This window comes from Mesorhizobium sp. P2_D1, assembly GCF_056404455.1.
In genome coordinates, this window is sequence record NZ_JBFUDZ010000016.1 from 85,594 (window position 1) to 111,286 (window position 25,693).

The 25,693-nt window shown below is 62.3% G+C and carries 22 protein-coding genes, 1 tRNA gene and 1 pseudogene; 10 read left to right on the forward strand and 14 right to left on the reverse strand.

Annotated features, from left to right (window positions below):
• The first annotated feature begins 2 nt into the window (after window positions 1-2).
• Window positions 3-695: a NapC/NirT family cytochrome c gene (locus tag AC1D0I_RS14325; RefSeq protein WP_477395820.1), complete on the forward strand. Its 693-nt coding sequence runs from the start codon at window positions 3-5 to the stop codon at window positions 693-695.
• A gap of 230 nt (window positions 696-925) precedes the next feature.
• On the opposite strand, the gene AC1D0I_RS14330 is transcribed toward AC1D0I_RS14325, so the two are convergent.
• The 3 genes from AC1D0I_RS14330 to AC1D0I_RS14340 all read right to left on the reverse strand — a co-directional run bounded on the left by AC1D0I_RS14330 (window position 926) and on the right by AC1D0I_RS14340 (window position 3,900).
• Entirely contained in the window at window positions 926-1,378 is a 453-nt protein-coding gene (locus tag AC1D0I_RS14330; RefSeq protein ID WP_095089016.1) for a pyridoxamine 5'-phosphate oxidase family protein, read from the reverse strand.
• 346 nt (window positions 1,379-1,724) lie between these two features.
• Entirely contained in the window at window positions 1,725-2,609 is an 885-nt protein-coding gene (locus tag AC1D0I_RS14335) for a metal-dependent phosphohydrolase (protein WP_477228387.1), read from the reverse strand.
• Between the two features lie 223 nt (window positions 2,610-2,832).
• The gene (locus AC1D0I_RS14340) at window positions 2,833-3,900 is read right to left on the reverse strand and encodes a cyclic nucleotide-gated potassium channel (RefSeq protein WP_477395865.1); all 1,068 of its coding nucleotides are present in this window, start codon (window positions 3,898-3,900) and stop codon (window positions 2,833-2,835) included.
• 549 nt (window positions 3,901-4,449) lie between these two features.
• Here AC1D0I_RS14340 and AC1D0I_RS14345 point away from each other — a divergent pair.
• Both AC1D0I_RS14345 and AC1D0I_RS14350 read left to right on the forward strand, forming a co-directional pair.
• A pseudogene (locus tag AC1D0I_RS14345) lies at window positions 4,450-6,284 on the forward strand (TPR end-of-group domain-containing protein).
• 144 nt (window positions 6,285-6,428) lie between these two features.
• Window positions 6,429-6,515 carry a TPR end-of-group domain-containing protein gene (locus AC1D0I_RS14350; protein ID WP_477228456.1) on the forward strand — a complete coding sequence of 29 codons (87 nt, stop codon included), beginning with the start codon at window positions 6,429-6,431 and terminating at the stop codon, window positions 6,513-6,515.
• Between the two features lie 28 nt (window positions 6,516-6,543).
• Here AC1D0I_RS14350 and AC1D0I_RS14355 read toward each other — a convergent pair.
• Window positions 6,544-6,620: transfer RNA gene (locus AC1D0I_RS14355), tRNA-Arg, on the reverse strand.
• Between the two features lie 85 nt (window positions 6,621-6,705).
• Window positions 6,706-7,869, reverse strand: coding sequence for a M20 aminoacylase family protein (locus tag AC1D0I_RS14360; RefSeq protein WP_477228390.1), 1,164 nt, complete (start codon window positions 7,867-7,869; stop codon window positions 6,706-6,708).
• A 217-nt stretch (window positions 7,870-8,086) separates the two neighbouring features.
• Here AC1D0I_RS14360 and AC1D0I_RS14365 point away from each other — a divergent pair, with 217 nt between their 5' ends.
• Together AC1D0I_RS14365 and AC1D0I_RS14370 are read left to right on the forward strand one after the other, a co-directional pair.
• Window positions 8,087-9,256, forward strand: a complete 1,170-nt coding sequence (locus AC1D0I_RS14365) for a D-alanyl-D-alanine carboxypeptidase family protein (RefSeq protein WP_477395822.1) — start codon at window positions 8,087-8,089, stop codon at window positions 9,254-9,256.
• A 4-nt stretch (window positions 9,257-9,260) separates the two neighbouring features.
• Window positions 9,261-10,355 carry a CobW family GTP-binding protein gene (locus AC1D0I_RS14370; protein ID WP_477395824.1) on the forward strand — a complete coding sequence of 365 codons (1,095 nt, stop codon included), beginning with the start codon at window positions 9,261-9,263 and terminating at the stop codon, window positions 10,353-10,355.
• Window positions 10,356-10,358: 3 nt separating this feature from the next.
• On the opposite strand, the gene AC1D0I_RS14375 is transcribed toward AC1D0I_RS14370, so the two are convergent.
• The 5 genes from AC1D0I_RS14375 to AC1D0I_RS14395 form a co-directional block, all read right to left on the reverse strand.
• Window positions 10,359-10,616: a sulfurtransferase TusA family protein gene (locus tag AC1D0I_RS14375; protein WP_095084924.1), complete on the reverse strand. Its 258-nt coding sequence runs from the start codon at window positions 10,614-10,616 to the stop codon at window positions 10,359-10,361.
• A 55-nt stretch (window positions 10,617-10,671) separates the two neighbouring features.
• Complete coding sequence (locus AC1D0I_RS14380) at window positions 10,672-11,991, reverse strand: L,D-transpeptidase family protein (protein WP_477395826.1); 1,320 nt, start codon at window positions 11,989-11,991, stop codon at window positions 10,672-10,674.
• Window positions 11,992-12,209: 218 nt separating this feature from the next.
• Window positions 12,210-13,160, reverse strand: coding sequence for an acetyl-CoA carboxylase carboxyltransferase subunit alpha (locus AC1D0I_RS14385; protein ID WP_457154042.1), 951 nt, complete (start codon window positions 13,158-13,160; stop codon window positions 12,210-12,212).
• A 99-nt stretch (window positions 13,161-13,259) separates the two neighbouring features.
• Window positions 13,260-14,195, reverse strand: coding sequence for a site-specific tyrosine recombinase XerD (locus tag AC1D0I_RS14390; RefSeq protein ID WP_477395828.1), 936 nt, complete (start codon window positions 14,193-14,195; stop codon window positions 13,260-13,262).
• Window positions 14,196-14,348, reverse strand: coding sequence for a histidine kinase (locus AC1D0I_RS14395; protein ID WP_095084921.1), 153 nt, complete (start codon window positions 14,346-14,348; stop codon window positions 14,196-14,198).
• Between the two features lie 210 nt (window positions 14,349-14,558).
• On the opposite strand from AC1D0I_RS14395, the gene AC1D0I_RS14400 reads away from it, so the two are divergent.
• The 3 genes from AC1D0I_RS14400 to AC1D0I_RS14410 are packed head-to-tail and all read left to right on the forward strand — an operon-like array spanning window position 14,559 to window position 17,244.
• Window positions 14,559-15,170: a shikimate kinase gene (locus AC1D0I_RS14400; protein ID WP_477395830.1), complete on the forward strand. Its 612-nt coding sequence runs from the start codon at window positions 14,559-14,561 to the stop codon at window positions 15,168-15,170.
• Window positions 15,167-16,351 (forward strand): 3-dehydroquinate synthase, encoded by a 1,185-nt coding sequence (gene aroB, locus AC1D0I_RS14405; RefSeq protein WP_477395832.1) that lies wholly within the window; start codon window positions 15,167-15,169, stop codon window positions 16,349-16,351. The genes AC1D0I_RS14400 and aroB overlap by 4 nt, the downstream gene beginning before the upstream one ends.
• A complete protein-coding gene (locus AC1D0I_RS14410; RefSeq protein ID WP_095084919.1) occupies window positions 16,348-17,244 on the forward strand; it encodes an HlyC/CorC family transporter in 897 nt (298 codons plus the stop codon). The genes aroB and AC1D0I_RS14410 overlap by 4 nt, the downstream gene beginning before the upstream one ends.
• A 243-nt stretch (window positions 17,245-17,487) precedes the next feature.
• On the opposite strand, the gene AC1D0I_RS14415 is transcribed toward AC1D0I_RS14410, so the two are convergent.
• The 3 genes from AC1D0I_RS14415 to AC1D0I_RS14425 are packed head-to-tail and all read right to left on the reverse strand — an operon-like array spanning window position 17,488 to window position 22,318.
• Window positions 17,488-19,029, reverse strand: a complete 1,542-nt coding sequence (locus AC1D0I_RS14415; RefSeq protein WP_477395834.1) for a SpoVR family protein — start codon at window positions 19,027-19,029, stop codon at window positions 17,488-17,490.
• Between the two features lie 8 nt (window positions 19,030-19,037).
• Window positions 19,038-20,351, reverse strand: a complete 1,314-nt coding sequence (locus tag AC1D0I_RS14420; RefSeq protein ID WP_477395836.1) for a YeaH/YhbH family protein — start codon at window positions 20,349-20,351, stop codon at window positions 19,038-19,040.
• Window positions 20,352-20,368: 17 nt separating this feature from the next.
• A complete protein-coding gene (locus AC1D0I_RS14425; RefSeq protein ID WP_095084916.1) occupies window positions 20,369-22,318 on the reverse strand; it encodes a PrkA family serine protein kinase in 1,950 nt (649 codons plus the stop codon).
• Window positions 22,319-22,771: 453 nt separating this feature from the next.
• Between AC1D0I_RS14425 and AC1D0I_RS14430 the strand changes: the two genes are divergently transcribed.
• Both AC1D0I_RS14430 and AC1D0I_RS14435 read left to right on the forward strand, forming a co-directional pair.
• A complete protein-coding gene (locus tag AC1D0I_RS14430) occupies window positions 22,772-23,578 on the forward strand; it encodes an alpha/beta hydrolase (protein ID WP_477395838.1) in 807 nt (268 codons plus the stop codon).
• Between the two features lie 139 nt (window positions 23,579-23,717).
• On the forward strand, window positions 23,718-25,271 hold the full coding sequence (locus tag AC1D0I_RS14435) for an acetolactate synthase large subunit (RefSeq protein ID WP_477395840.1): 1,554 nt from the start codon (window positions 23,718-23,720) through the stop codon (window positions 25,269-25,271).
• Between the two features lie 22 nt (window positions 25,272-25,293).
• On the opposite strand, the gene AC1D0I_RS14440 is transcribed toward AC1D0I_RS14435, so the two are convergent.
• The gene (locus AC1D0I_RS14440; RefSeq protein WP_023757265.1) at window positions 25,294-25,596 is read right to left on the reverse strand and encodes a BolA family protein; all 303 of its coding nucleotides are present in this window, start codon (window positions 25,594-25,596) and stop codon (window positions 25,294-25,296) included.
• Window positions 25,597-25,693: the final 97 nt, after the last annotated feature.

Below are 25,693 nucleotides of genomic sequence, written 5' to 3' on the forward strand. Positions count from 1 at the left end.
GCATGCAGCGGATAAGAAAAATTGCGCTGTGGGCAGGGCGCGTCCTCACCGCGCCAGCCGCAACCCTCAGTCTCGCATTCCTGACGCTCGGCGGTTTCGTTGGCGGCGTCATGTTCTGGGGCGCTTTCAATACTGCGCTTGAATTGACCAACACCGAGCAATTCTGCATTTCGTGCCACGAGATGGAGGACAACGTCTATCAGGAACTGACGCGGACGGTCCACTTCTCCAACCGTTCTGGAGTCCGCGCTTCTTGCCCGGACTGCCATGTGCCGCACAAATGGACCGACAAGATAGCGCGCAAGATGCAAGCTTCGAAAGAAGTCTGGGGCAAGATCTTCGGCACCATCAACACGAGACGCAAGTTTCTCGACATGCGCCTCTATCTTGCCGAACATGAGTGGGCGCGGCTGAAGGCCAATGACAGCCTCGAATGTCGTAACTGCCATTCGTCGGTCGCCATGGACCTGTCAAAGCAGACCGTGCGGGCCGCCGAAATCCATACACGCTACCTGCTTTCCGGCGAGGCGACATGCATCGACTGTCATAAGGGCATCGCGCATGAGTTGCCGAATATGGAGGGCGTCGATCCGGGCTGGAAGGTGCGGCCGGAACTCCAGGGCGAGAAGCTTTCGAAGTCCTCCGCCATCGACGAACTCGAGCGTTTGATGGCGACTTATCATCCCGGGCGCTAGTCTAAAGGACGGCGGTTTCGCATGATCGCCCATCACCAACAAAGCGAGAAACCGTTCAAAACGCCGTATGGGTAGGATCATCAACCCCGGTATCGCTTGAACGATCGACTGTCAGGGATGCGCTACTGGCGGTCATCCGACGAGGCGCCAGCCCCAGGTCTGAATGGACAGACTTGCAGGCGATTTGCCGTCCTTGCCCTAGCCCAAAGGTTATCTTGGGGAGGGCGCGCTCAGCAAGTGACGAGCTCGGTGTGGCCAAAGCCCTTGGAGTAATCGAGCACTGAGATGACCGAAGGCATCACGCGAAATATGCGCACCTGCTCCGGCGTCGGCATCGGGCCCGGCAGCGAAACTTGCTCGGGATACTTCAGCGGCAGCATCCGCAGGACCTTTTCCGCTTCGGCCCGGTCTACCACCGGCTGCGCACGCGCCGCCATAGAAAGTCCGGTGATGTCCATCACCTGTGGCGCGTCATGATCGATGGTCAAGGACACGCGATCGTCTCGCGCCAGATTCGCAGCCTTCTGGCTTTCCAGACCGCAGAGGAAGTAAAGGGTAAGGCCTTCGTTCACGTAGCCGACGGTCGTCGCCTGCGGCCAGCCGTCCGGCCTCAGCGTTGCAACCGTCATGATCCGATGCTGATCCAACAACGTCTCGATCTTGTTTCTGCTCTCCTCGTCCACTGCTGTCTCCAAAATCATTACTGACCGTGACCATGGTAAGGGCCGTAGGGCCGTCTCGCATTGACGCACATCAACACAATGGCGGGCAAACGCGCATCGGTCGCGTTAGCTGGCGGAACGAAACGCAAATCAGTTGTGCCCGTTCTGCGGCGAAAGGTTCGTTTGCTTGGCTATGCAGAATGTCAGCATTTCGCAGCGCCAAGCGGACTTGGCCCGCGCGCGAAAAGTGCGGGAGGGGATTGTCGAGTTGCGGCCAGGGACAGCGAGACCCACTCCGCGTCAACCCATCGCTGGTTCGCAGCCGGCCCGGCACCGGCGGAAAAGAGGAAACAACAATCCCAGGCTCTTAAGTTACCACCGAAAGGCTCGCCGAGGTCGGCTGCAACACGCCGGGGAACGGGCCGATCCTGGCGCGATGCCCGGACTGGAAGAGGTTGCTGTGGAGGTTGGCGATCCACTGCTTGCCTTCCGTCGTTAGCTCCAGATAGCGGATCGCGTCGCCGATATAGGGCTCGACCTGCAGCGTGAAGAAATCGGTGAAGATGGCGCCGAGATCGGCGGCGGTCTTGCAGCCGAGCTTTTCCACCATCCCGATCTCAGAGAACTCGGCAAACAGCGCCGGCAGCTTGCGGTGGTAGAAGGGATCAGCGAGCTGGCCGATCAGGTCTGCCGCCCTGACCAGCGCCGGCTCGGTGTTGGTGACCTGGTAGGCCGGATCGTTCGGCACCGGAAAGCGCGTCATCTCGATCGCCGCGACGATGCGCTCCTCATTGACGAACTTCGAGGAAGCAAAACGTTGGCGCGCATAGATTTTGGCGCGCTCGATATGATAGGGCGCAAGCACCGCGTCGGAGGCGCCGCGCGGTGGCGTAAAGAAGTCGCCGGCCTCGTTAATGACGAAGCTGTCCTCGGTGTCGCCCTGGCACACGCCGTGGACCATGCCGATGTCGTGGACAAGCAACGCGCAGGTATAATGCAGCCAGTCATCGGGGGTCAGGGATTCCGAAAGCAGCCGGCCGCGGATGATCTGCTGGCCAGCGAGCGTAACCATCAGCGTGTGCTCGATGTTGTGATAGAGGGCGTTCGAATTGCCGATGCGCTCTAGGACAAGGCGGGCCGCTCCACCTATGTAGCTCGCATATTCCGGATTGCGATGCGAGAAATACTGGAGATAGAGGTCTGACAGATAGTCGCCGAGCCGGTCGGCCATGATGGAGATTGGATTGAGCATGACAATCGTTCCTGACCGCTTTGAAGCATGACAAGTCGCGCCGCGCGGTGGCCATCCTAGCACAGTTCCCAGATATTATCTTAGGACCGAGGCCACCGAGGCAGCGGCGACTACCGAATGTCGCTGCGGTCGCCCTCGCCACTCACGAAACCGTGGCCGCTGTCGGTGCCGCACAGATCGACGGTACACGATCGCAGTCCGGGACTGCACACCAGAGGTACGGTCAAGCCGTGGGTACCGCGCCGCGCCGCTCGAGCGCAGTCTTGCGGATGATTTCCGCGATCTCCGGGCTGCTGCTGCACAGCATCTGGAAATCCACCGCGTGCAGCGACAGGAGTGAGACCACCGTTGCAGCGCTGACCGTCGCCGAACGCGGTTCGCCGCTGATCAGCGCCATCTCGCCGAAGAAGGCGCCAGGGCCAAGCTCTACCGGGTTCGGCGTCGCGACGCTGACGCGCCCCTCAACGACGAAGAACATCCGATCACCGGGCTCGCCAATGCGGCAGATCACAGCGCCCGCCGGCACCATGCGAGGTCTCAACGCGCGCACGATGTCGACCAGCACCGCCGGGCCGAGCTTCTGAAACAACGGCACGGCGGTGACCAATTGCCAATTACGGACGAAATCCCCGCGACGGACTTCCTGATAGAAGCCGGTGGCAAGAATGCCGGCCCAGAGCCCGAAGATGCCGATGCCACTCATCATGACCATCCCGGCAAGGACGCGGCCGGCGAAGCTTTGCGGAATTTCGTCGCCATAGCCGGTGGTGGACAGCGTGACCACAGCCCACCACATTGCCTGGGGGATGCTGCCGAACTTTTCCGGTTGGATGTCGCGCTCGATGACATAGGCGGCCAGCGCGACAGCGAACAGAACGACGCCGAAGAGCGTGGTGACGCCGATCAGGTTGCGCGCTTCGTTGGCCAGGACCCTGCCCAGCACCGGGAAGAAAGTCGAGTCGCGCAGCGGTTTCAACAGCCAGACAGCACAGTAGAGGCTCCAGTCGGGGGTGCCGACAAGCAGAAATGCAGCGAGTGGAACCAAAACCGCGAGCACATCAATAGCGATTGCCGGCGTCCTGTCCCGAACGTCGCCCGCCCGGCGTTTGAGCAGCGTCGCGGCCAGTTCCAGGAGATAGGCGCCCCAAATGACTACGAGCACGGCAGCCAGAGCCAGTCTGCTTCGTCCGGAGATGTTCGCAGTCGTGAGCGCAGCCACCGCCAAAAGCCCGGGCGCAGCCAGAACCGCGTTGAGCGGCGCGTATATTCTTAAGAAACGCAGTACCGACATTCTGTGCCCACGAGCGCCTTGTTCCTCCAAGATAGGATGCCTTCAAGGCAAGCGCAAAGGTCCTTGCTGTCGCTGCGATGTGCGTCACTAGCAGTGAACCCAGATGTCCGGGATTGCTTCGTGACGGGACGTGAACAGACAGGCCGCAACCGGCGAGGATGACCCGATCCGGACAATTGCAACAGGTACCAAGCCCGACTGATTAGAGACCGTCCAGCCTATCTTACGGATAAGTCGAGCGAATTTCGAGCTACCTGGCATAGTCCAGTTTTGCCGTGACTGAGTGGTGAAGGCGGCAGTCTCGCGCTAACCAGTCTCCGGCTGAATACCATGAAAACAGGAAAGCAGCGAATTCGCTCGCAACAAGGCTTTGCTTCGAAGGCATTGATCGCGACAGGCGCGGATCGCGGCATGAACGGACATTCGAGCAGTGGTCTGCCAGTTTGCCCTTGTGCGAACGCCGGTATTCTTCCTCTGGTCGGCGAAAAGCTGCTTGCGAAGCGGGGAAACTGCTAAGGTATGCTTCCGAAAGAAGCGGGGCAACCGAGTATGGAACGACGCCTGGCCGCAATATTGGCTGCCGACGTGGTCGGCTATTCCAGGCTGATGGGGCTTGATGAAGCCGGCACGCTGTCGGCGCTCAAGACGCATCGGCGCGAGATAGCCGACGGCAAGATCGCCGAACACCAGGGCCGCATCGTCAAGCTCACGGGCGACGGCATGCTTGTCGAGTTCCCGAGCGTGGTGAACGCAGTGGCGTGCGCCGCTGACATCCAGCGCCGGATGCATGAGCGCAATGTCGACGTGCCGGAGGAGCGCCGCATTGAGTTCCGTATCGGCGTCCATCTCGGTGACATCATCTTCGAGGACAACGACATCTATGGCGACGGCGTCAATATCGCGGCGCGCATCGAAAGCATCGCCAAGCCCGGCGGCGTCGCGGTGTCCGGCTCGGTCCGTGACAATGTCGGCAACCGGCTCGATCTCGCCTTCGAGGACACCGGCGAGCAGACGCTGAAGAACATCGACCGGCCGGTTCGAGTCTACAATGTCGACCTCTTCGCCGGCGCGGCGTGGCCCAAGCCAGCGCCGGCGAAGGAAAAACCGTCGATCGCTGTGCTGCCGTTCAACAACATGAGCGGCGACCCGGAGCAGGAATATTTCTCCGACGGCATCACCGAGGACATCATCACCGACCTGTCGAAGATCTCCGGCCTGTCGGTGATGCCCGCAATTCGGTGTTCACCTACAAGGGCAAGTCCGTCGACGTGCAGGAGGTTAGCCGGCGCTTCAATGTCGCAACGGTGCTTGAAGGCAGCGTCCGCAAGGCCGGCCAGCGCGTGCGCATCACCGCGCAGCTGATCGACGGCAAGGACAGCACGCATCTGTGGGCCGATCGTTACGACCGCGACCTGACGGACATCTTCGCGATTCAGGACGAGATCACAAAAACGATCGTCGACCAGCTCAAGGTCAGGCTGCTACCGGAAGAAAAGAAGGCGATCGAGGCGTCGCCGACCGAGAGTGTCGAGGCCTACACCTACTATCTGAGAGGCCGTGAGTTTTTCCACCGCGGCACAAAGCTGAACTACCGTCTCGCCAGACGGATGTTCACGATGGCGATTGAGCTCGACCCTCTCTATGCGCGCGCCTATGCCGGCAGCGCCGATTGCGACTCCTTCCTGTTCCTCGACTACAGCGAGGAGGTGTCGCTCGACGGCATACTGGCCAACGCCGCCAAGGCGCTCGAGATCGAAAGCGGACTGGCCGAAGCGCATGCCTCGCGCGGACTGGCCCTCTCGATCGGCCAGCGGTACGACGAAGCGGATCGAGAATTCGAGCAGGCGATCGCGGGCAACCCCAACCTGTTCGAAACCCATTATTTCTACGCCCGCAGCTGTTATGCGCGGGGAAAGCTCGAAAAGGCCGCCGTCCACTGGGAGCGCGCCGCCGAGATAGACCCCAACGACTACCAATCCCTGCTTTTGCTAATTCAGATCTATCGCACGTTGGGACGGCATGAGGAACAAAGGGAGACTGCTCGCAGGGGTGTTGAGCGAGCCGAGCGCGAGTTTGCAAGGAATCCGGAAAATCCCCGGCCTGCCTACCTCGGCGCCAACGCGCTCGCCGGACTTGGCGAGTTCGATCGGGCGAAGGAGTGGGCCGCGCGCGCTTTCGCGATCGACCCCGACGATGTCCTGACCCAATACAACCTTGCCTGCTTCCACTGCTTCCTCGGTGATTTCGACCGGACGTTCGACATGCTCGAAAGTGTGATGCCGCGCGCCAACCACGAGATGAAAGCTTGGGTTCTGCAAGACTCGGATTTTGATCCGCTGCACAGCCTTCCACGCTGGCAGACGGTGCTAGAGCTTGCGAGATAGCAATGGAACGACGCCTGACCGCAATATTGGCCGCCGACGTGGTCGGCTATTCCAGGCTGATGGGACTTGACGAAGCCGGCACGCTGTCGGCGCTCCTGTGCCATCGACCTGCTGGAGCCCTATTTGCGGCTGGTAGGGGACCACATGAAATCATGGTTCAAGAACGATTCGGATTTCGATCCCATCCGCAGCCACCCGCGCTACAAGGATCTGCTGAAACTAATCAGCTAGCGACAGCGCCATATTTGCTGTGACTGAGTGGTGATCCCGACAGGAATCGAACCTGTGACCTACAGATTAGGAATCTGCCGCTCTATCCTACTGAGCTACGGGACCACGCGGCCAGACACATAGCCGCTTCGGATCGTTTCGCCAAGAGGCCGGCCGAAGGCAATTCGGCCAGCCCCGTGGGTGACAGGCATCAGGCGGCGAGTGCCGTCTCCGCCAGTTTCACCCAATAGCTCATGCCGTGCGGGATGACCTCGTCGTTGAAGTCGTAGGCCGGGTGGTGGAGACCGGCGGTGTCGCCATTGCCGATGAAGATGAAGGCGCCGGGGCGGGCTTCCAGCATGTACGAGAAATCCTCGCCGCCCATCACCGGCTGGATGCCGCGGTGCACGTGGGCATCGCCGGCGACACCGGCCGCGATATCGCTGGCAAACACCGTCTCTTCCGCATGATTGAAGGTCACGGGGTAATTCGCCTGATAATCGACCTCGATCCTGGCGCCAAACGCGGTCGCCAGCCCGTCGCAGATGGCGCGGATGCGCTCTTCGGACTTTTTGGCGATTTCCTTGCGCAAGGTACGCACGGTACCGGCGATTTCGGCCGTCTCGGGGATGATGTTGTAGGCATCGCCGGCGTGGAACTTGGTCACCGACACCACCACGGCCTCGACCGGATCGGTGCTGCGCGAGGCGATCGTCTGCAAGGCGCCGACCAGCTGGCTGGTGATGACGATCGGGTCGATGGTGCCGTGCGGCATTGCTGCATGGCCGCCCTTGCCGCGCACGGTGATGGTGAACTCGGCCGTCGCCGCCATGATCGGGCCCGGGCGGATGGCGAACTGCCCGACAGGCAGTCCGGGCATGTTGTGCATGCCGAACACCTTGGAGATGTCGAAACGATCCATCATGCCGTCCTTGACCATCTCGTTGCCGCCGCCGCCGCCTTCCTCGGCCGGCTGGAAGATCACCGCCACCGAGCCGGTGAAGTTGCGCGTCTCGGCGAGGTATTTCGCAGCACCCAAAAGCATCGCCGTATGGCCGTCATGGCCGCAGGCGTGCATCTTGCCGGGAATGGTCGAGGCGTAGGGCTTGCCGGAGATCTCGTTGAGCGGCAGCGCATCCATGTCCGCGCGCAGGCCGATGGTGGGGCCTTCGCCCTGGCGGCCGCGGATGATGCCAACCACGCCGGTCTTGCCGAGACCGGTGACCACGTCGTCGCAACCGAAGGCCTTCAGCTTCTCGGTGACGAAGGCGGCGGTCTTGAAGACGTCGAAGTTCAGTTCCGGCGTCTGGTGCAGATGCTGGCGCCAGCCGGCAACTTCGTCCTGCATTTCGGCGGCACGGTTCAGGATTGGCATGATGGTTCCATCTCGCTGTTGGGACAGGCGGGTGTTGTCCGCTGCCTTGCAATTGTGATCGTCAGGCGCTTTGCCATGTTGGCGTCACATAGAGTAAATAGCACCGCAACGATGCAGTCCGGTTTTTGAGGGTCGGACTGCATCGTGCTGGCGATCGCGTAACGAAATCTTACGGAGCCAGGGGCGACTACGGCAAGAGGCGATTTCGGATTTGATCATGCGGCACAGGCATTTCCTCAAACTATTCTCGGCTGGCGCAATCGTGCTGTCGGTCCTGGCCGGGTCGGCGCAGGCCAATCCGGTCGTTGTGTTCGATCTCAACAACGGCCAGATCCTGCAGCATCAGGATGCGTTCAAGCGCTGGTATCCGGCGTCGCTGAGCAAGTTGATGACCGCTTATGTGACCTTCCGGGCGATCGCGGCCGGCGAGGTCCAGCTCGATTCGCCGATCAAGGTGACGAAACACTCGGCCTCCCAGCCGCCAAGCAAGATGGGCTTCAAGCCGGGCTCGGTGATGCGGCTCGACAACGCGCTGAAGATGATGCTGGTCAAGTCGGCCAATGACATCGCCATGGCCGTCGGCGAGAATATCGGCGGCTCGCAGGCAGCCTTCGCCGAACGGATGAACGCCGAGGCGACCCGGCTCGGGATGAACGGCACGCATTTCGTCAATCCGAACGGGCTCTATTCGCCGGACCAATATACGACGGCGCGCGACCTCTCCGTGTTGGTGATGGCCATCCGGCGTGAGTTTCCGCAATATGCGCCGTGGTTCTCGATCGAGGGGCTTGCGGTCGGCAAGAAGGCGATCCCGAACTACAATCTGCTGATCGGCCGGTATCCCGGCGCCGACGGCATGAAGACGGGCTTCGTCTGCCCCTCCGGCTTCAACATGATCGGCTCGGCGACCCGCAATGGGCGCACGCTGGTGGCGGTCGTGCTTGGCGAGAAGTCGGCAATCACCCGTGCCGAGGCCGCAGCGAAACTGCTCGACCAGGGTTTCGACACGCCGGCCGCCGGCTCGACCACCATCGCCACGCTGGCGCCCTATGGCGACACTATCTCGCCCAACGACATGCATGACGAGATCTGCAAGAAGAAGGCACCGGCGGAGCAGTCCGAGGCACCGCCCGCCGCCGCTGCCGCCAAGGATGTGCCGAAATCACCCTACCATGAGAAGCTCGACCATATTCCGACGCTGGTTGCCGTCGGCCTTGGCGGCGCCACCGGTCCGGCGCCGAAGGCCATGCTCGACCAGGGCGGCCAGGAATATGCCGACGTGCCGATCCCGAGCTGGCGTCCCGACCAGCCGGCGCCGGCCGGCACAGGCCCGGTCCTTGCCGGTCCCGCCGCGCAAGGCGACCAGCCGATCAAGGTCGCGAACTAGCCGGATGAGCGGCTTCCCGATCCCTGTTTCGGTGCTGACCGGTTTTCTCGGCGCCGGCAAGACGACACTGCTCAACCGGCTGTTGAAAGATCCGGCGCTGGCCGACACGGCGGTCATCGTCAACGAATTCGGCGAAGTTGCGATCGACCATCTGCTGGTCGAGCAGGCGTCCGACGGCATCATCCAGCTGTCGGATGGCTGCCTGTGCTGCACGGTGCGCGGTGAACTGGTCGACACGCTGGCCGACCTGGTCGATCGGCTGCAGACCGGCCGCATCGCCCGTCTGGCCCGCGTCATCGTCGAGACCACGGGGCTAGCCGATCCGGCGCCGGTGCTGCAATCGATCATGGCGCATCCCGCGCTGGTCCAGGCCTTCCGGCTCGACGGCGTCATCACGCTGGTCGACGCGGTCAATGGCAATGCCACGCTCGACGCGCATGTCGAAGCGGTCAAGCAGGTGGCGGTTGCCGACCGCATCGTGCTCAGTAAGGCCGATCTGGTCACCGACCCGCATGAATTGGAAACGCTGCGGGTCCGCCTGCGGCAGATCAATCCGGGCGCCGATTTGCTTGACGTTGCCGACAAGAAGACAGGCGTGGCGGCGCTGTTTGATTGCGGTCTCTACAATCCGGCGACCAAATCCGCCGATGTGCGGCGCTGGCTGGGCGAGGCGCATGATCATGATCATGATGACGGCCATGATCACGAGCATGACCACGGCCACGGCCACGATCAGCGCGTGCGTTCTTATTCGCTGGTCCACGACGGCCCGGTGCCGTTTTCAGCGATCGAGATGTTTCTCGACCTGTTGCGCTCGGCACATGGCGAGCGTCTGCTGCGGATGAAGGGCGTCATCGAGCTCAGTGAAGACCCGTCGCGGCCATTGGTGATCCATGGCGTGCAGAAAATCCTGCATCCGCCGGTGCAATTGGCGTCCTGGCCGGACGGCCAGCGCGGCACGCGGCTGGTGCTGATCACGCTCGACATGCCGGAAGACTATGTGCGTCGGCTGTTCGCCGCCTTCACCAACCGGCCGTCGATCGACACGCCCGACCGCGCGGCGCTGGAAAACAATCCGCTGGCGATCGCGGGGCGGTAAACTCTACGATTGCTGCTCGCCGCGCTCGACCAGAAAGCGATGACCGCCTGACACCGCCGCCGTTTCGACGAGGCGGTGGCCGCTGTCGGAACAGAATGCCGGGATGTCGATGACGGCCAGCGGGTCGGTGGTTTCGAGCCAGAGCCGGCTGCCTGGCTGCATTCCGGCCAGCCGTTTCTTTGCTTTCAGCACAGGTAAAGGGCAGTTCAGCCCCTTGAGATCGTAGACGCTCGCAGGCTTGGCAAGCTTGTTTTCAAGCATGTCGTTGTCCCAAAACCGCTACGGACCTTTGGGTGACATGCATTGGCGAAAAGCCTCAACCGCCGAACATGCCGAGCAGCTTGTTCTTCAGTCTGGTGACCCTGCTCTCGTCGGCGCTCGCCGCCTGCGTTTCAGCTTCAGGCGCGGCCTCCATGGGGGCTGCGATGGTGGCGGTGGCGACAGGCGCTTCCCTTGCGGCCTTGGCCGCCTCTTTCTGGGCCTTGGCCGCTTCCTTCTCGGCCAGGGCCTGCGCCTTGGCGGCTTCCTTGGCCTGCCTGGCTGCCTCTATGGCGGCAAGCCTCTGCTCCTCGGCCTTCAGCTTGGCGGCTTTTTCGGCGTCGAGTGCCGCCATCTTGCGGCCGGCCGGCGAATCGATGCGGCCCATGCGCGCCGTCTCGGTCACCGAGCCATCGGTGTTGAGCGACGGCGGATCGATCGGCACACGCTCGCCGCGCGCCCGGCGCTTGGACCAGTCGGAGACGATGCTGGCTTCCTTGACGCCGGCGATGGTCGGCTTCGGCGGCGGCGCGTTGGCCTTGAGCGCGCCGTTGAACGCCGCGTCATAGGTGCTCTGATAGGCGTTGTAGGCGCTCTTCAAGGAATCCGGTTGTGTGGTCGCCGGGCAGGTGCCGGTCGGATCAAATGTCTGGCCGTCGGCGGCGACCTGGTTGAAGACATAGCGCTTCTCGCAGACGTCGACCTTCGGCGGCACCTTGGTGACTTCGAAATTGTCGTAGCCAACCTTCAGCATCTTCCAGAACTCATAGTTCGGGTCGTTGCGGTAGCGCGCCATGTTGGCGGCGGTCATGCGGAACGGAAAAGCCTGGATCTGGAATTCGGTCTGGCCACCCTGGAAGGCATCGCGGCCAAAGGCATAGATCTGCTCGATCTGCGCATCGGTCATCGAATAGCAGCCCGACGACGAGCAGGCGCCGTGCACCATCAGATTGGCGCCGGTGCGGCCATTGGCCCGGTCATAGGCATTGGGAAAGCCGATGTTGAAGGACAGATGATAGTTCGAGCGCGGGTTCATCTGCGACGGGCGCACCGTGTAGAAGCCTTCCGGCGCCTGGCGGTCGCCTTCGGTGTATTTCGGCCCGAGTTTGCCCGACCATTTGCAGATGTTGTAGCTCGCCACCATGTCGTAGCGGCCGTTGGTCTTGGCCTTCCAGATTTCGAGCTTGCCCTCTTCCTTGAAGATGCGGGCCATCACCGACGAGGTGCGCACCATGCCCTTGGCCCTCATGTCGGCGAGGATCTTGTCGGGCAGCGGCTTGTTGGCCTCCGGGGCAAAATCCTTCATCGACGAATCGTTGCAGCCGGCAACGCCGAGGGCAGCGATCAGGATTCCAGTGCGGGCAAGCTTGGCGAACATGGCTGCGGATATCGTCTTTTCTCTGGCGCCAAGGCAATTCATGCCAAGGCTACTGCACTGAACGTGTACGGACACTAAGCCCGTTAACCTTGAAAATTCCTTACCGCAAGTGTCGACGCGTCCCCCTGCGGCAGTCTCATTGAGCCGAATGCAGCGGCATTTTTGTGGCAAAAATGCTCCGTGCCGCCACATTGCGGCGGGCGGGGCAGGGCCTTGGTTTAGAGACTGCGGCCCATTGCCAGATATTTCTCGCGGCGCTGCTCGCGGAAGTCGGTGTTGGCGCCGGAAAAATCCTTCATCGTCTTGGCGATGAGGTCGCCGGTCGCGGCAATCACGGTTTCGGCGCCACGATGCGCGCCGCCGAGCGGCTCGGGGATGATGGCGTCGATGATCTTGAGCTCCAGAAGATCCTGCGCGGTGATCTTCATGTTGGTCGCCGCGTCCTTCGATCGTGTCGTGTCGCGCCACAGGATCGAGGCGGCGCCTTCCGGCGAGATCACCGAATAGATGGCGTGTTCGAGCATGTAGACGCGGTTGGCGGTGGCGATCGCGATGGCGCCGCCCGAGCCACCTTCGCCGATGACCACCGAGATCGACGGCACTTTCAGGCCAAGGCAGGCCGAGGTAGAGCGGGCAATTGCTTCCGCCTGACCGCGCTCCTCCGCGCCGACGCCGGGATAGGCGCCAGCGGTGTCGACCAGCGTCAGCAGCGGGATGTTGAAGCGGTCGGCGAGTTCCATCAGCCGCACCGCCTTGCGGTAGCCTTCCGGCCGCACCGAGCCGAAATTATGCTTCAGCCGGCTGGTCGTGTCGGAGCCCTTTTCCTGGCCGATGATAGCCACGGGCTCGCCGCGGAAGCGGGCAAAACCGCCGACGATCGCCTGGTCCTCGCCGAAATTGCGGTCACCGGCCAGCGGCGTGAAATCGTTGAACAGGCCCTTGATGTAGTCGACGCAGTGCGGCCGGTCGGGATGGCGCGCCACCTGCACCTTCTGCCACGGCGTCAGCGCCTTGTAGGCGTCGCGCAGCGCATCGCGGGAGCGCTTCTCGAGACGGCTGATCTCGTCGCCGACATCGACCGCCTCGCCACTCTCGGCAAGCTTCTTCAGCTCGAGGATCTTTCCCTCGAGGTCCTGCACCGGCTTTTCGAAATCGAGGTAATTGTACATGCGTGAGCGGACCGATACGTCGGAAGGCGAGGACTGGCRGAACCCTGAAATCCAAGGCTCCGGGCGGTGGAACGTCGTCCTCACATAGCGATATGAGGCCTAGTCGGCAAGCGGATGATGATCGTTGACCAGCCGTACCAGCCGCTCTTCCAGCACATGGGTGTAAATCTGTGTCGTCGATATGTCGGCATGGCCGAGCAACTGCTGCACGGCCCTGAGATCGGCGCCGTTCTGCAGGAGATGGCTGGCGAAAGCATGGCGCAGCACATGCGGCGAGATCTTCGCGGAGGCGATGCCGGCCCTTGCCGCCAGCCCTTTCAGGTCGCGGGCAAAGACCTGGCGCGAGAGATAGCCGCTGTCCGAGGCGGCCGGAAACAGAAACGGACTGTCGGCGAAGGCAGGCACCTTGGCGCGGGCGGCGAGCCAGCTTCGCATCGCCGTGCGCGCCTTGGCCGATAGCGGCACCATGCGCTCCTTGTCGCCCTTGCCGCGCACCATGAAGAAACGGTCGTCGCGCTGCGCCACCGTCACCGGCAGGCCGACCAGCTCGGAAACGCGCAGGCCGGTGGCATAGAGCACCTCGACCAGCGCATGCAGGCGCAGTGCCGCCAGCCAATCGCTGTCGCCAGGCGCCGCATCGTTGCCGAGCCTGGGATCGCCGGCCTCAAGCGCTGCGCGGTCGATCAGCCGGCCGGTGTCGGCCTCGCTCATCGTCTTCGGCAGCGGACGGCCCTTTTTCGGGCTGTCCAGCGTGCCGGTCGGGTCATCCGCGCGTAGACCCTCGGCGTAGAGGAACTTGAAGAACTGACGGATCGCCGACAATTTGCGCGCCTGCGACGTCGGCGCGAAGCCACGCGCGGCGATATCGTCGAGATAGGCGCGGATATCGGCGGCGGCGGCACCGGCAAGCCCGCCGTCGATCGCTTCCGAAGCGTCTTCGAGGTCGCGGCGATAGGAGGACAGCGTATTTTCGGCGGCACCGCGCTCGGCGCTCATCATTTCCAGGAAGGCTTCGATGCGGGCGGCGCTGTTCATTCAGCTTTTCTTGGGATTGAGCTTTTCGGGAGGGATGCGCACGCTCATTTCCGCCTTTCTGGGCTCGACGAACATCACCAGCGCGAACATCGTACCATAGGCAATGCCGGCCAGAATCGCGAGGATCACGACAAAGCGAAACAGTGTCGGCATCAATTTTCGCCCGTCTTCTTGTTTTGCGTTTCCAAACCCCGTGCCCTTATGGGACGCCAATCCGCCCAATTCAAGGAAGAAGCTGAGGTTTGTTAGCAACTTCTGATGATGCACGGCCAGCCCATATCAGGCTCAGGGCTGCTCGCCACGCTTGACGAAAACGGGCTTTTCATGTCGATACGCCGGCAAAGGGGGCACTCGAAGCATCAGATGAACGCGCTGCCATCAAATCCTCCAGAGGAGAACCACGCCGCGCTGCTTGGCCGGCTGGGCAGCCGTTCCGTCGTGTTTGTCGGGTTGATGGGCGCCGGCAAGACGGCGATCGGCCGCAAGGTGGCGGCGATGCTGGCGCTGCCCTTCATCGACAGCGACCAGGAGATCGAAAGCGTCTCGCGCATGACCGTTCCGGAGCTGTTCGAGCGCTATGGCGAGACCGAGTTCAGGGCCCTGGAGCAACGCGTCATCCTGCGCGTGCTGGAGAACGGCCCGCAGGTGCTGTCGACCGGCGGCGGCGCCTTCATGAACGCCCACACGCGCGAGGCCATCGCCGGCCATGGCGTGTCGGTGTGGCTGAAGGCCGAGCTCGACCTTTTGATGGAGCGCGTCTCCAAGAAGCAGAACCGGCCGCTCCTGAAAAGCGCCGACCCCCGCGCCGTGCTGGAGCAGCTCATGCAGGAGCGTTATCCCGTCTACGCGACATCGGACGTCACCGTGCCGACCCGCGACGACCGCAAGGAGGTCATCGCGGCCGAGGTGGTGGATGCGCTTTGTCGGCATTTCGGCATTGATGAGACTGTCCCTACAGACGAGGTGCGATCGTGAGCGCAAGTCAGCCGGTCACCGTCGAAGTCGGCCTTGGCGACCGGGCCTACGACATCCTGATCGGCTCCGGTCTGCTGTCGCGCGCCGGTGCCGAGATTTCGCGCCGCCTGCCTGGTACACGCGCCGCGGTCATCACCGATGCCAATGTCGCGGCAGCGCATCTCGATGCACTGAAGAAGGGTCTCGAAAGGAACGACATCCAGCCCGCTATCATCACGCTGCCGCCCGGCGAGAAGACCAAGAGCTTCGCCCATCTCGAAGAGGTGGTCGACGGCGTGCTGGCCGCCCGACTGGAACGCGGCGACATCGTTATCGCCTTTGGCGGCGGCGTCATCGGCGACCTTGCCGGCTTTGCCGCCGGTATCGTGCGCCGCGGCATGAATTTCGTGCAGATCCCGACCTCGCTGCTGGCTCAGGTCGATTCCTCGGTCGGCGGCAAGACAGGCATCAACAGTGCGCGCGGCAAGAACCTGGTCGGTGTTTTCCATCAGCCGAAGCTGGTGCTGGCCGATACCGAGGTGCTCGATACGCTGCCGATCCGCGAATTCCGCGCCGGCTATGCCGAGCTTGCCAAATATGGGCTCATCGACCGGCCGGGGTTTTTCGCCTGGCTGGAAGAGAACTGGTCCCAAGTGTTCGCCGGCGGGCCGGAGAGGGCGCATGCCATTGCCGAGGCCTGCCGCGCCAAGGCCGATGTGGTCGCACGCGACGAGTTCGAGACCGGCGATCGTGCGTTGCTCAATCTCGGCCACACTTTCGGCCACGCGCTGGAAGCCGCCACCCAGTATGACGGAACCCGGCTCGTCCATGGCGAGGGTGTCGCCATCGGCATGGCGCTGGCGCATCGGTTCTCATCGCGGCTCAACCTCGCCGGCCCCGACGATGCGGCACGCGTCGAGGCGCATCTGCGCGCCGTCGGGCTGCCGTGGCGGATGGCCGATATTCCTGGTGATTTGCCCGATGCCGAGGCGCTGCTTTCCTTCATTGCCCAGGACAAGAAGGTGTCGCGCGGCGCTCTGACCTTCATCCTGACGCGCGGCATCGGCCAGGCCTTCGTCGCCAAGGATGTGCCGGCTTCGGAAGTGCTGTTGTTCCTGAAGGAGAGCCATCCGGGCGAGCAGGAAAGCCGGCCGAGCCAGCAGAAGATGCGGCCGAGCCAGCAGAAGAGCCGGCCGAGATGACCAACGAGACCGGCTGGATCGTCGTCGCTGTCCTTGCCGTCCTCGTCCTGCTGGCCGTTGCCTTGCGTACGCGCCTGCTTGCCGCTTTCGGCTACGAACTGTCGCGCATCGGGCCGCAGCGCTCGAGTGAGGCCGAGTTGCGCGGCGCGGTCGACGATTTCCGCCGCGACGGCCAGGTGGTGCGCGAGGATCGCGATCGCGTCGGCGGCCTGTTCGATCTCGCCGAGCTCGAAGTGTCCGACATCATGGTCCACCGTACCAACATGCGCTCGGTCAATGCCGACAATGCGCCGGAGGCGGTGGTGCGCGAGATCCTGCAGAGCCCGCACACCCGCATGCCGTTGTGGAAGGGCTCGCTCGACAACATTGTCGGCGTGCTGCACGCCAAGGACCTGCTGCGGGCGCTCAACGACGTCGGCAACGACTTTTCTAAGATCGACGTGATGAAGATCGCCTCGAAACCCTGGTTCGTGCCCGACACCACGACCTTGCAGGAACAGCTCAATGCCTTCCTGCGCCGCAAGGCGCATTTCGCCGTCGTCGTCGACGAATATGGCGAGGTCGAAGGGCTGGTGACGCTGGAGGACATCATCGAGGAGATCGTCGGCGAGATCGCCGACGAGCACGATGTCGACATCCAAGGCGTCAAGCAGGAGGCCGACGGTTCCGTCGTCGTCGATGGCACGGTGCCGATCCGCGACCTGAACCGGGCGCTCGACTGGAACCTGCCGGATGAGGAGGCCACCACCATTGCCGGTCTCGTCATCCACGAGACGCAGTCGATCCCCGAGGAAAAACAGGCTTTCACGTTCCATGGCAAACGCTTCGTCGTGATGAAGCGCGACAAGAACCGCATCGCCCGGCTGAGAATACGGCCAGCCGGCGACGCTTAGAGCAATTCATCGTTTCACGGAAACGGCGAACGGCTCTAACTCTTTGTTTCGACGCAATTCCCTGAGGGAAAGCGCGACGCGCTTCTCCCGGGAAAACCGTTTCACACTTTTCCTGGAATTGCTCTAGGGCGTGTCGCGTTGAACGAATTCAGGCGACGTGCTTCAAGCCCCTATTTTGATGCATGTCGCCCAAGACCGGCGCGCACTTTTTGACGCCATGAGAACCAGCGCAACTGCGCAGCTTCATTCTGTGATCTGGCTCGTCGAGCGTTCGTGGATCGTTGCCCCCGTTTCAGCGTCGACGGCGGCCAAGCTGACCTCATAACCCCAAAGCCTGCGGATGTGACGAAGCGTGGCGTCCCGGCTGGCATCCTCGAGAAGGACGCCGTCATTGACCTTGTGCTGCAGTCGCAAATGCCGGTCGCCGAGCAGATCGACATCCACCACCTGGATGTCCGGTCGCTTCGCGCCAACGTCGTAGCTGTGAGCGAGCGCGGAGCGTATCTTGGCATAGCCGCGCTCGTTGTGAATCGAGGCGACCTGGCAATGCGGTTGGTCGGCAACGTCGCCGAGCACAAAGAACCGCCATTTTCGGATCAAGGTCGGACTGAGGTACTGGCGGATAAAGGATTCGTCGCGGTGATCCGCCCAGGCGTCGAGCAGGATCTCGCGCCAGTTGCCGCGGCCGGCAATGTCGGGAAACCAGTCGCGGTCCTCGGCCGTCGGCTCTGTCGATATGCGCTGGATGTCCTGCATCATGTCGAGGCCGAGAGCGTAGGGGTTGATACCGGAAAAGCGCGGATCGTCGAACGCCGGCTGGAAGACCACGTTGGAATGATTGCGCAGGATTTCGAGCATGGCGCCTTCGCTGATCAGGCCGCGATCGAACAGCATGTTCATCAGCGTATAGTGCACGAAAGTGGCGCAGCCCTCGTTCATCACCTGTGTCTGCCCCTGCGGATAAAAATACTGTGCTATGACACGAACGATCCGGACGATCTCCCGCTGCCAAGGCTCCAGGACCAGGCTGTTCTTTTCCAGGAAATAAAGCAGGTTTTCCTCGGGCAGGTTGAGCGATTTCTTCCGCTCCGGCTCTTGCTCCTTATCGCTGACCCTTTGCTGAGAAGGCGGCAACGTGCGCCACAGATCGTTGTAGGAGCGCTCCTCGTATTCGAGGCGCTCGCGAAGCCCTTCGCGCTGCCGCTCCGACGACAGCTTCGGCGGCCGGTGATAGCGGAACACGCCCTGCGCCATCAGCGCGTGGGCGGAATCAAGAACAGCCTCGACGGCGGTGAGGCCGTGCCGCTCCTCGCAACGGGCAATGTAGCCTTTGGCGAAGTCCAGGTAGCCGAGGATCGCCCCGGCGTCCGTCCACTGCTTGAACAACTGATTGTTCTTGAAGAAATGGTTGTGCCCGAGCGCAGCATGGGCCGTCACCAAGGCCTGCAGGGCCATGGTGTTTTCCTCCATCAGATAGACGATGCAGGGATTGGAATTAATGACCAGTTCATAGGCAAGCCCTCGCGCGCCTTTGCGATAGAGCAGATCCTGGTAGAGGAAATGTTTGCCGAAAGACCAGTGATGGTACATCAGCGGCATGCCGACCGACGAATAGGCGTCGAGCATCTGTTGGGAGGAGATGATCTCCATCTGCACGGGGTAGGTATCGAGATGAAGCTCTTCGACCGCGATTGCCTCGATCGCGTCATAGGCCCGCGACAATGTCTTGAAATCCCAGTCGGACCCTGAAAAAAGCAGGCTGGATTTACTGGCTTGTCTGGCCATCGTACCCTTCACGCTCTCTTAAGGGGAGCCAGCTGTCTGCCGAAGAGCTGGCGAAAGACCGGGTAGATATCGGCGGGCGTGGCGATGCGGCTCATCTGGAAGTTCGGCCATCTCACGTCGATTTCGCTGTAGGCACGCCATAGCGATGTCCCGTTTTCGGTTGTGCGGAAGATATGGGCCTCACGCTCGTCGATGATCTCCACATAGGCAAAATACTGGCACAGCCGCATGAGCTTGCCGTTGAGCAAGGCTTTGCATCGCTCGGAATCGCCGGCGAAATTGTCGCCGTCCGAGGCCTGGGCGGCATAGATGTTCCATTCGCGGGCCGGGTAACGTTCGTCAATAATGCGATGGATTTCCTCCAGGGCGGTGGAAACGACAGTGCCGCCGCTTTGGGTGTTGTAGAAGAATGTTTCCTCATCGACCTCCTGGGCCAGGTGCGTGTGGCGGATGAAGACGATCTCGATGCGGTCGTAGCGCCGTTTCAAGAACAGGTGCAGCAGCACGAAGAAGCGCTTGGCCAGATCCTTTTCGCGCTCGCCCATCGAGCCGGACACATCCATCAGGCAGAACATGACGGCGTTGGCGTTCGGCACGGGCTGGGGATCGAAGCGGTTGAAGCGGATGTCGACCGGATCGACATAGGCAATTCGCCGGCGGCGGCGTTCCAGCCGGTCGAGATCCTCGCGCAATGCCGCAATGCGCTGGCTTGCCGCTGCGCCGGATGGCACCAACTCAAGCGTAGCGATTTCCCGGAGGACCGCGTCCAACTCCGCCTGCTTGGGACGCCTCAGCGCAATGCGGCGGCCATGGCTGTTGCGCATCGTGCGCCCAACATTGATGTTAGTCGGTGAACCGGTAGCGGCGAAACCAGCCCGGCGCGGTTTGAAGGCAAGGATCTCCTTGAGGTTGAGCTTGACCATGTCCGGAAGTTCGAGATCCTCGAAAAAAAGATCGAGCACCTCTTCGCGTGACAGCACGAAACGAAAGTCGTCTTCAGACGCCGTGTTTCCCGGGGACGACGCTCCCCCGCCGCCGCCCTGGCCGGGCTTGGGGATCAGGTCTCCAGGGGAGAAATGCTTGTTGCCCGGCAGGATGTGCTGGCGCCTGCCGCTGTTGCGGGCGTTGTTGAAGCTCGGCTCGCCTGTGCCTCTTTCGGGCATAGGCACGGTGTGCTCGGCGTCCGCGTCGGCGATCCTGCCAGCGCGGATCTGATCGCGTATGCTCCGCTTCAGTTCCTCGCGGGCACGCTTGAGGAAGCGCTGGCGATTGCCGAGGCTCTTGTCCTTCGGATTCAGGCGACGGTCGATGAAGATCGGCATGGACCCATCGGGCTCCCTCAGCCCGCCTTGTTCACCCGCATGTACCAGTCCACTAGGCGACGCACCTGCCGCTGGGTGTAGCCGCGCTCGACCATGCGTTGAACGAATTCGTTGTGCCGTTTTTCCGTAACGCTGTCCTGCTTGGAGCCGAAGCTGATGACCGGCAAGAGGTCCTCGACCTGACCGAACATCCGCTTCTCGATGACCTCGCGGAGCTTTTCATAACTCGTCCATGACGGGTTACGGTCGTGGTTCCTTGCGCGCGCGCGCAGCGTGAACTTCACCACCTCGTTGCGGAAGTCCTTGGGATTGGCGATGCCGGCCGGCTTTTCGACCTGCGACAATTCGTTTTCCAAAACCTCGCGTTTCAAGATCTGACCGGTGTCGGGGTCCTTGTAGTCCTGATCCTCGATCCAGGCATCGGCATAGGCGATGTAACGGTCGAAAAGGTTCTGGCCATATTCGCTATAGGATTCGAGATAGGCTTTCTGGATCTCGTGGCCGATGAACTCGGCATACCGCGTGGCGATCTCCGACTTGATGAAATCGAGATAGGCTGCTTCCGATTCCTTGGGAAACTGCTCGCGCTTGATCGCCTCCTCCAGAATGTACATCAGGTGCACAGGATCGGCAGCCACTTCCTTGGTGTCGTAGTTGAAGGTCTGCGACAGGATCTTGAAGGCGAAGCGCGTGCTGACGCCCCTCATGCCCTCATCGACCCCGGCGGCATCGCGATATTCCTGGACCGACTTCGCCTTGGGGTCGACGTCCTTCAGGTTCTCGCCGTCATAGGCACGCATCTTGGTGTAGAGTGGCGAATTGTCATGCTCGGCCAGGCGGGTCGAGACGGTGAACCGGCTGAGAATGTCCAGCACCTCGGGCGCGCACGGGCTGGCGGCCAATTCGCTCTCTCGCAGCAGCTTTTCGTAGATCTGCCTCTCTTCGGTGATCCGCAGACAATAAGGCACCTTGACCACGAGGATGCGGTCGAGAAAGGCCTCATTGTTCTTGTTGTTCTTGAATTGCTGCCACTCCGACTCGTTGGAATGGGCCACGATGATCCCCTGGTAGGGAAAGGCGCCGAAATTTTCGGTGCCGTTGTAGCTGCCCTCCTGGGTGGCGGTCAGCAGCGGATGCAGGACCTTGATGGGCGCCTTGAACATTTCCACGAATTCAAGCAGGCCCTGGGTGGTCCGGTTCAGCCCGCCGCTATAGGAATAGGCGTCCGGATCGGACTGGCTGAAATTTTCCAATAGCCGGATGTCGACCTTGCCGACCAGGGCCGAGACGTCCTGATTGTTCTCATCGCCGGGCTCGGTCTTGGCGATGCCGATCTGGCGCAATCGCGAAGGCATCAGCTTGACGACGCTGAACTTGGAAATGTCGCCGGAGAGTTCGTCTAGGCGCTTGGCCGCCCATGGCGAGATGAGCCCGTTCAGCCGGCGTCGGGCTATGCCGTATTTATCCTGCAGCAGGTCGCCCATGCGATCGGGATGGAAGAGGCCAAGCGGCGATTCGAAAACCGGGCTGACCTGGTTGCCGACCTTCAGCGTGTAGATCGGGCGCTGCTCCATCAATTTCTTCAGCCGTTCGGCAAGCGAGGATTTGCCGCCGCCAACCGGGCCCAGGAGATAAAGGATCTGCTTGCGCTCCTCGAGCCCCTGGGAAGCGTAGCGAAAATAGCCGGCAATGCGTTCGATCGTGTCCTCCATTCCGTAGAAATCGGAGAAGGAGGGATAGATCTTAACGGTGCGGTTCGAGAAAATGCGACCGAGTCGTTCGTCCTTGCTGGTGTCGACCAGGTTCGGCTCGCCGATAGCCTCGACCATCCGTTCAGGCGCCGAGGCATACATCGATCTGTCCTCTCGGCAGGCAAGGAGATATTGCTGGAGGCTGATTTCTTCCTGAGCCGCGTTCGCATAAATCTCCGAAAACAGGTCGAAGACGTCGGATTGATTCTCGCGCATGATACTCTGCCCTCAGAGCCGTTTTGGCTGCCTGCCGGCTCATCATGTATTCAACTGCCGGAATGCATTGTGGTTCCCTTCACACGAAGGAGAGCGCGTGCATCTGGCATTGAAACCCGGGACACCACCCATGTGGCAAAAATGCTTGCCAAATACTTAGGTGGTGATGGCCAGATGAGACCGTCAAGGGGCAGATATTGATTTCGTGAACTGAACTGCAAGACAGTGCATTTGATACGGCCTGATGCTGCGACATTTGCGACCCGATGCGAGTTCGGCAAAGCCGGTGGATCAGGCCCCTCTACAGCGGATGACCCCCCAAAAACTTGAGTGCCGTTCGAGATTCGGATCGATGATAGCGCGCCGACCCAGACCACTCGGGTATTAACAATCCTTAACTGGACGCTCGCTGCGCCTGCGGGCACTGTTGGCCTACACGGTCGGGAGACCATGATGATCGATCGACGAAGCCTCATTCTGGCCTCCGTGGCGGCGATGCTGCCATTGGGAGCATCGGCCGCGCGGCGCCCGCGCCAACCCGCGCCAAAAACCTTCGACTACGGGCCGGCCAAGCTCGATATCTATGCGCCTGACGGTGCAACCGGCCTGCCGGTCGTCTTTTTCGTCCATGGCGGCACCTGGCAGTTCGGCAAACGCAGCCAGGTCAACGCCAAGCCGGCCTTCCTGCTCGCCAATGGGTTCTGCTTCGTCTCCATCGACTATCGCATGTTGCCCGAGGCCGACGTCGCCACCCAGGCCGGCGACGTCGAAAAGGCCTATGCCTATGTGCGCGCCAACATCGCGCAGCATGGCGGCGATCCCGATCGCATTGTCGGCATGGGCCACTCGGCCGGCTGCCATCTGATTGCGCTGACCGGTATGCGCGGTGGCCTGCCTGGCGTCGCGGCACTCATCCTCGACGATACCAGGGCCTATGATCTTGCAGCGCTTTCCAGCAATGGCGGCATGGTCCGGGCCTATGCCCGCGTCTTTTCCGACCCCACGCAATGGGCCGCGCTGTCGCCCGCCAGCTATGTCGACGGCCACAAGCATCCGCCGACCTTCATCGCCTATTCAAACGCCGCGGGCCGTGGCGTGGTCTCGAAGGCCTTCGCCGCGCGCCTGCGGGCGACCGGCGCCAAGGTCACTGTGTTCGACGGCGGTGCCTATACGCACATGTCGATCAATCGCGATTTCGGCGAGGATGGCGACGCGCTGACCGCCGCCGCGCTGGCATTCCTGAAATCGACCGTCAGCTGACCCCCGACCCCGACCCCGACCCCGACGAGGCACAGGCATCAGAGGGACTGGATCAGATCAAAAGTGCCGACGGGATATTGCTGCGCGGGCGTTTGCCGGTGCAACTGCTCTCTTCGATCGTCAAGCGGGAGAGAATTCCATGAACGGCGCCGATGTCCTGTGTGATGTGCTTCTGGCCAATGATGTGACGGTCTGCTTCGCCAACCCCGGCACATCCGAAATGCATTTCGTCGCAGCGCTCGACCGGAAACCTCAGATGCGTTGCGTGCTCGGCCTGTTCGAGGGCGTGGTGACCGGTGCTGCCGACGGCTATGCGCGGATGACCGATCGGCCGGCCGCGACGCTGCTGCATACCGGTCCGGGTTTGGCCAACGGCCTGGCCAACATGCACAATGCGCGGCGCGCGCTCAGCCCGATGATCAACATTGTCGGCGACCATGCAGCCTACCATCTGCCGCTCGATGCTCCGCTGACCAGCGATATCGAGAGCCTTGCCAAGCCGATGTCGAACTGGGTGCGCCGCATCGCCGGCCCAGACGATGTCGCGCCGGCGACCGAGGCCGCCTTCCGCGCCTCGCTGACGCCTCCCGGCGTGACCACCCTGATCCTGCCCGCGGATGCCGCCTGGGGCGAAGTTGGCGCGGCCTCAGTCGGCAAGGCGACGCTGGCGCCGCCGCCCGCCGTCGACATGGACGCCGTGCGCACGGTCGCCGCAGCCATCCGTGCCGCTCCGGGTCGGGCGGGCATCATCGTTCGCGGACAGGCGGCAAGAGCCGATGCGCTTGCTGTCGCCGGGCAGATCTCGACGGGCAGCGATGTCCGTGTGTTCAGCGACGTGCTGATCGCCCGGATGCAGCGCGGGCGCGGGCGTGTGGCGCCGACGCGCATCCCCTATCCGATCGATGCGGCGACTGCCCTGCTCAGGGATATCGATGTTCTGGTGCTGGTCGGCGCGCGGGAGCCGGTTGCCTTCTTCGCCTATCCGGGAAAGCCGGGGCGGCTTGTGCGGGAAGGCTGCCAGGTGCTGACGCTGGCCGCGCATGGCGAGGATCTCAATGCGGCTCTGGAAGCGCTCCGCGACGAACTCGGCGTCAAGCCGTCGCAACAGACGGTGTTCGCAACCGCCTTTCCCGACGAGGCGACGCCGAGCGGCCAACTCACGGAGGATGCGATCGCGCTGTCGGTGGCGCGCAAGCTGCCGGCCGATGCGATCGTCTGCGACGAGGCGGTGACCTCGGCACGGCGTTTCTTCGCGCTGTCGGCCTTTGCCGCTCCGCACGATTACATGATGACCACAGGCGGATCGATCGGTGGAGGCATTCCGCTTGCAACCGGGGCGGCGATCGCCTGTCCCGACCGCAAGGTGATCAATCTGGAGGCTGACGGCAGCGGAATGTACACGGTGCAGGGGCTGTGGACGCAGGCCAGGGAAAATCTCGACGTGGTGACGATCGTCTTTTCCAACCGGACCTATGCGATCCTGCATGGCGAGATGCGCAATGTCGGCGTCGGCGCGATCGGCGAGAACGCCAGGCGCATGCTCGACCTCGACCAGCCGTCGCTGGACTGGGTTTGCCTGGCCAAAGGCATGGGCGTGGAGGCGGCTCGCGCCGATACCTGCGAACGGTTCGACACGCTGCTGGAGAGCGCCTTGTCGCGGCGCGGACCGTTCCTCATCGAAGCGGTGCTCTGAGCACAGCGAAGGCCGAACCGACCTACCAGCGGGTCTTTTCGCCGGGAGCCGCCGGTTCGATCGCCAGCGCATGCACGCCGGCCTTCAGTTCGTCGGCAAGCAGTTCGTTGACGGCGCGGTGGCGGTCGATGCGGCTCATGCCAGCAAAGGCCGAAGAGACAACGCGGACGCGAAAATGCGTCTCGCCGGTGCCGTCATAGGCGCCGTGATGGTCGGAGCCATGATGGTGATGACCGGCATGGAGATGGCTTTCGTTGATGATGACCAGCCGGTCCGGCGAAAAGGCCTTGTTGAGCTTGTCTTCCATGGTTGTCTGTATGGACATCGCCGTCTCCCTTCACCACATATGGCTGGCGCAGCAGCCGGCAAAACCAAAATCGGGCTCGCAAAGGCCGCTGCCGCGCAACAAAATCCGCCATTCG

Coding starts and splice junctions, on each gene's coding strand:
- AC1D0I_RS14435 (WP_477395840.1), top strand. CDS start 23,718: ATGAACGGCGCCGATGTCCTGTGTGATGTGCTTCTGGCCAATGATGTG.
- AC1D0I_RS14380 (WP_477395826.1), bottom strand. CDS start 11,991: ATGTTCGCCAAGCTTGCCCGCACTGGAATCCTGATCGCTGCCCTCGGC.
- AC1D0I_RS14335 (WP_477228387.1), bottom strand. CDS start 2,609: ATGCTCAATCCAATCTCCATCATGGCCGACCGGCTCGGCGACTATCTG.
- AC1D0I_RS14365 (WP_477395822.1), top strand. CDS start 8,087: ATGCGGCACAGGCATTTCCTCAAACTATTCTCGGCTGGCGCAATCGTG.
- AC1D0I_RS14415 (WP_477395834.1), bottom strand. CDS start 19,029: ATGGCCAGACAAGCCAGTAAATCCAGCCTGCTTTTTTCAGGGTCCGAC.
- AC1D0I_RS14350 (WP_477228456.1), top strand. CDS start 6,429: ATGAAATCATGGTTCAAGAACGATTCGGATTTCGATCCCATCCGCAGC.
- AC1D0I_RS14390 (WP_477395828.1), bottom strand. CDS start 14,195: ATGAACAGCGCCGCCCGCATCGAAGCCTTCCTGGAAATGATGAGCGCC.
- AC1D0I_RS14375 (WP_095084924.1), bottom strand. CDS start 10,616: ATGCTTGAAAACAAGCTTGCCAAGCCTGCGAGCGTCTACGATCTCAAG.
- AC1D0I_RS14360 (WP_477228390.1), bottom strand. CDS start 7,869: ATGCCAATCCTGAACCGTGCCGCCGAAATGCAGGACGAAGTTGCCGGC.
- AC1D0I_RS14410 (WP_095084919.1), top strand. CDS start 16,348: ATGACCAACGAGACCGGCTGGATCGTCGTCGCTGTCCTTGCCGTCCTC.
- AC1D0I_RS14420 (WP_477395836.1), bottom strand. CDS start 20,351: ATGCCGATCTTCATCGACCGTCGCCTGAATCCGAAGGACAAGAGCCTC.
- AC1D0I_RS14400 (WP_477395830.1), top strand. CDS start 14,559: ATGAACGCGCTGCCATCAAATCCTCCAGAGGAGAACCACGCCGCGCTG.
- AC1D0I_RS14440 (WP_023757265.1), bottom strand. CDS start 25,596: ATGTCCATACAGACAACCATGGAAGACAAGCTCAACAAGGCCTTTTCG.
- AC1D0I_RS14325 (WP_477395820.1), top strand. CDS start 3: ATGCAGCGGATAAGAAAAATTGCGCTGTGGGCAGGGCGCGTCCTCACC.
- AC1D0I_RS14425 (WP_095084916.1), bottom strand. CDS start 22,318: ATGCGCGAGAATCAATCCGACGTCTTCGACCTGTTTTCGGAGATTTAT.
- AC1D0I_RS14395 (WP_095084921.1), bottom strand. CDS start 14,348: ATGCCGACACTGTTTCGCTTTGTCGTGATCCTCGCGATTCTGGCCGGC.
- AC1D0I_RS14370 (WP_477395824.1), top strand. CDS start 9,261: ATGAGCGGCTTCCCGATCCCTGTTTCGGTGCTGACCGGTTTTCTCGGC.
- AC1D0I_RS14385 (WP_457154042.1), bottom strand. CDS start 13,160: ATGTACAATTACCTCGATTTCGAAAAGCCGGTGCAGGACCTCGAGGGA.
- AC1D0I_RS14430 (WP_477395838.1), top strand. CDS start 22,772: ATGATCGATCGACGAAGCCTCATTCTGGCCTCCGTGGCGGCGATGCTG.
- AC1D0I_RS14340 (WP_477395865.1), bottom strand. CDS start 3,900: ATGTCGGTACTGCGTTTCTTAAGAATATACGCGCCGCTCAACGCGGTT.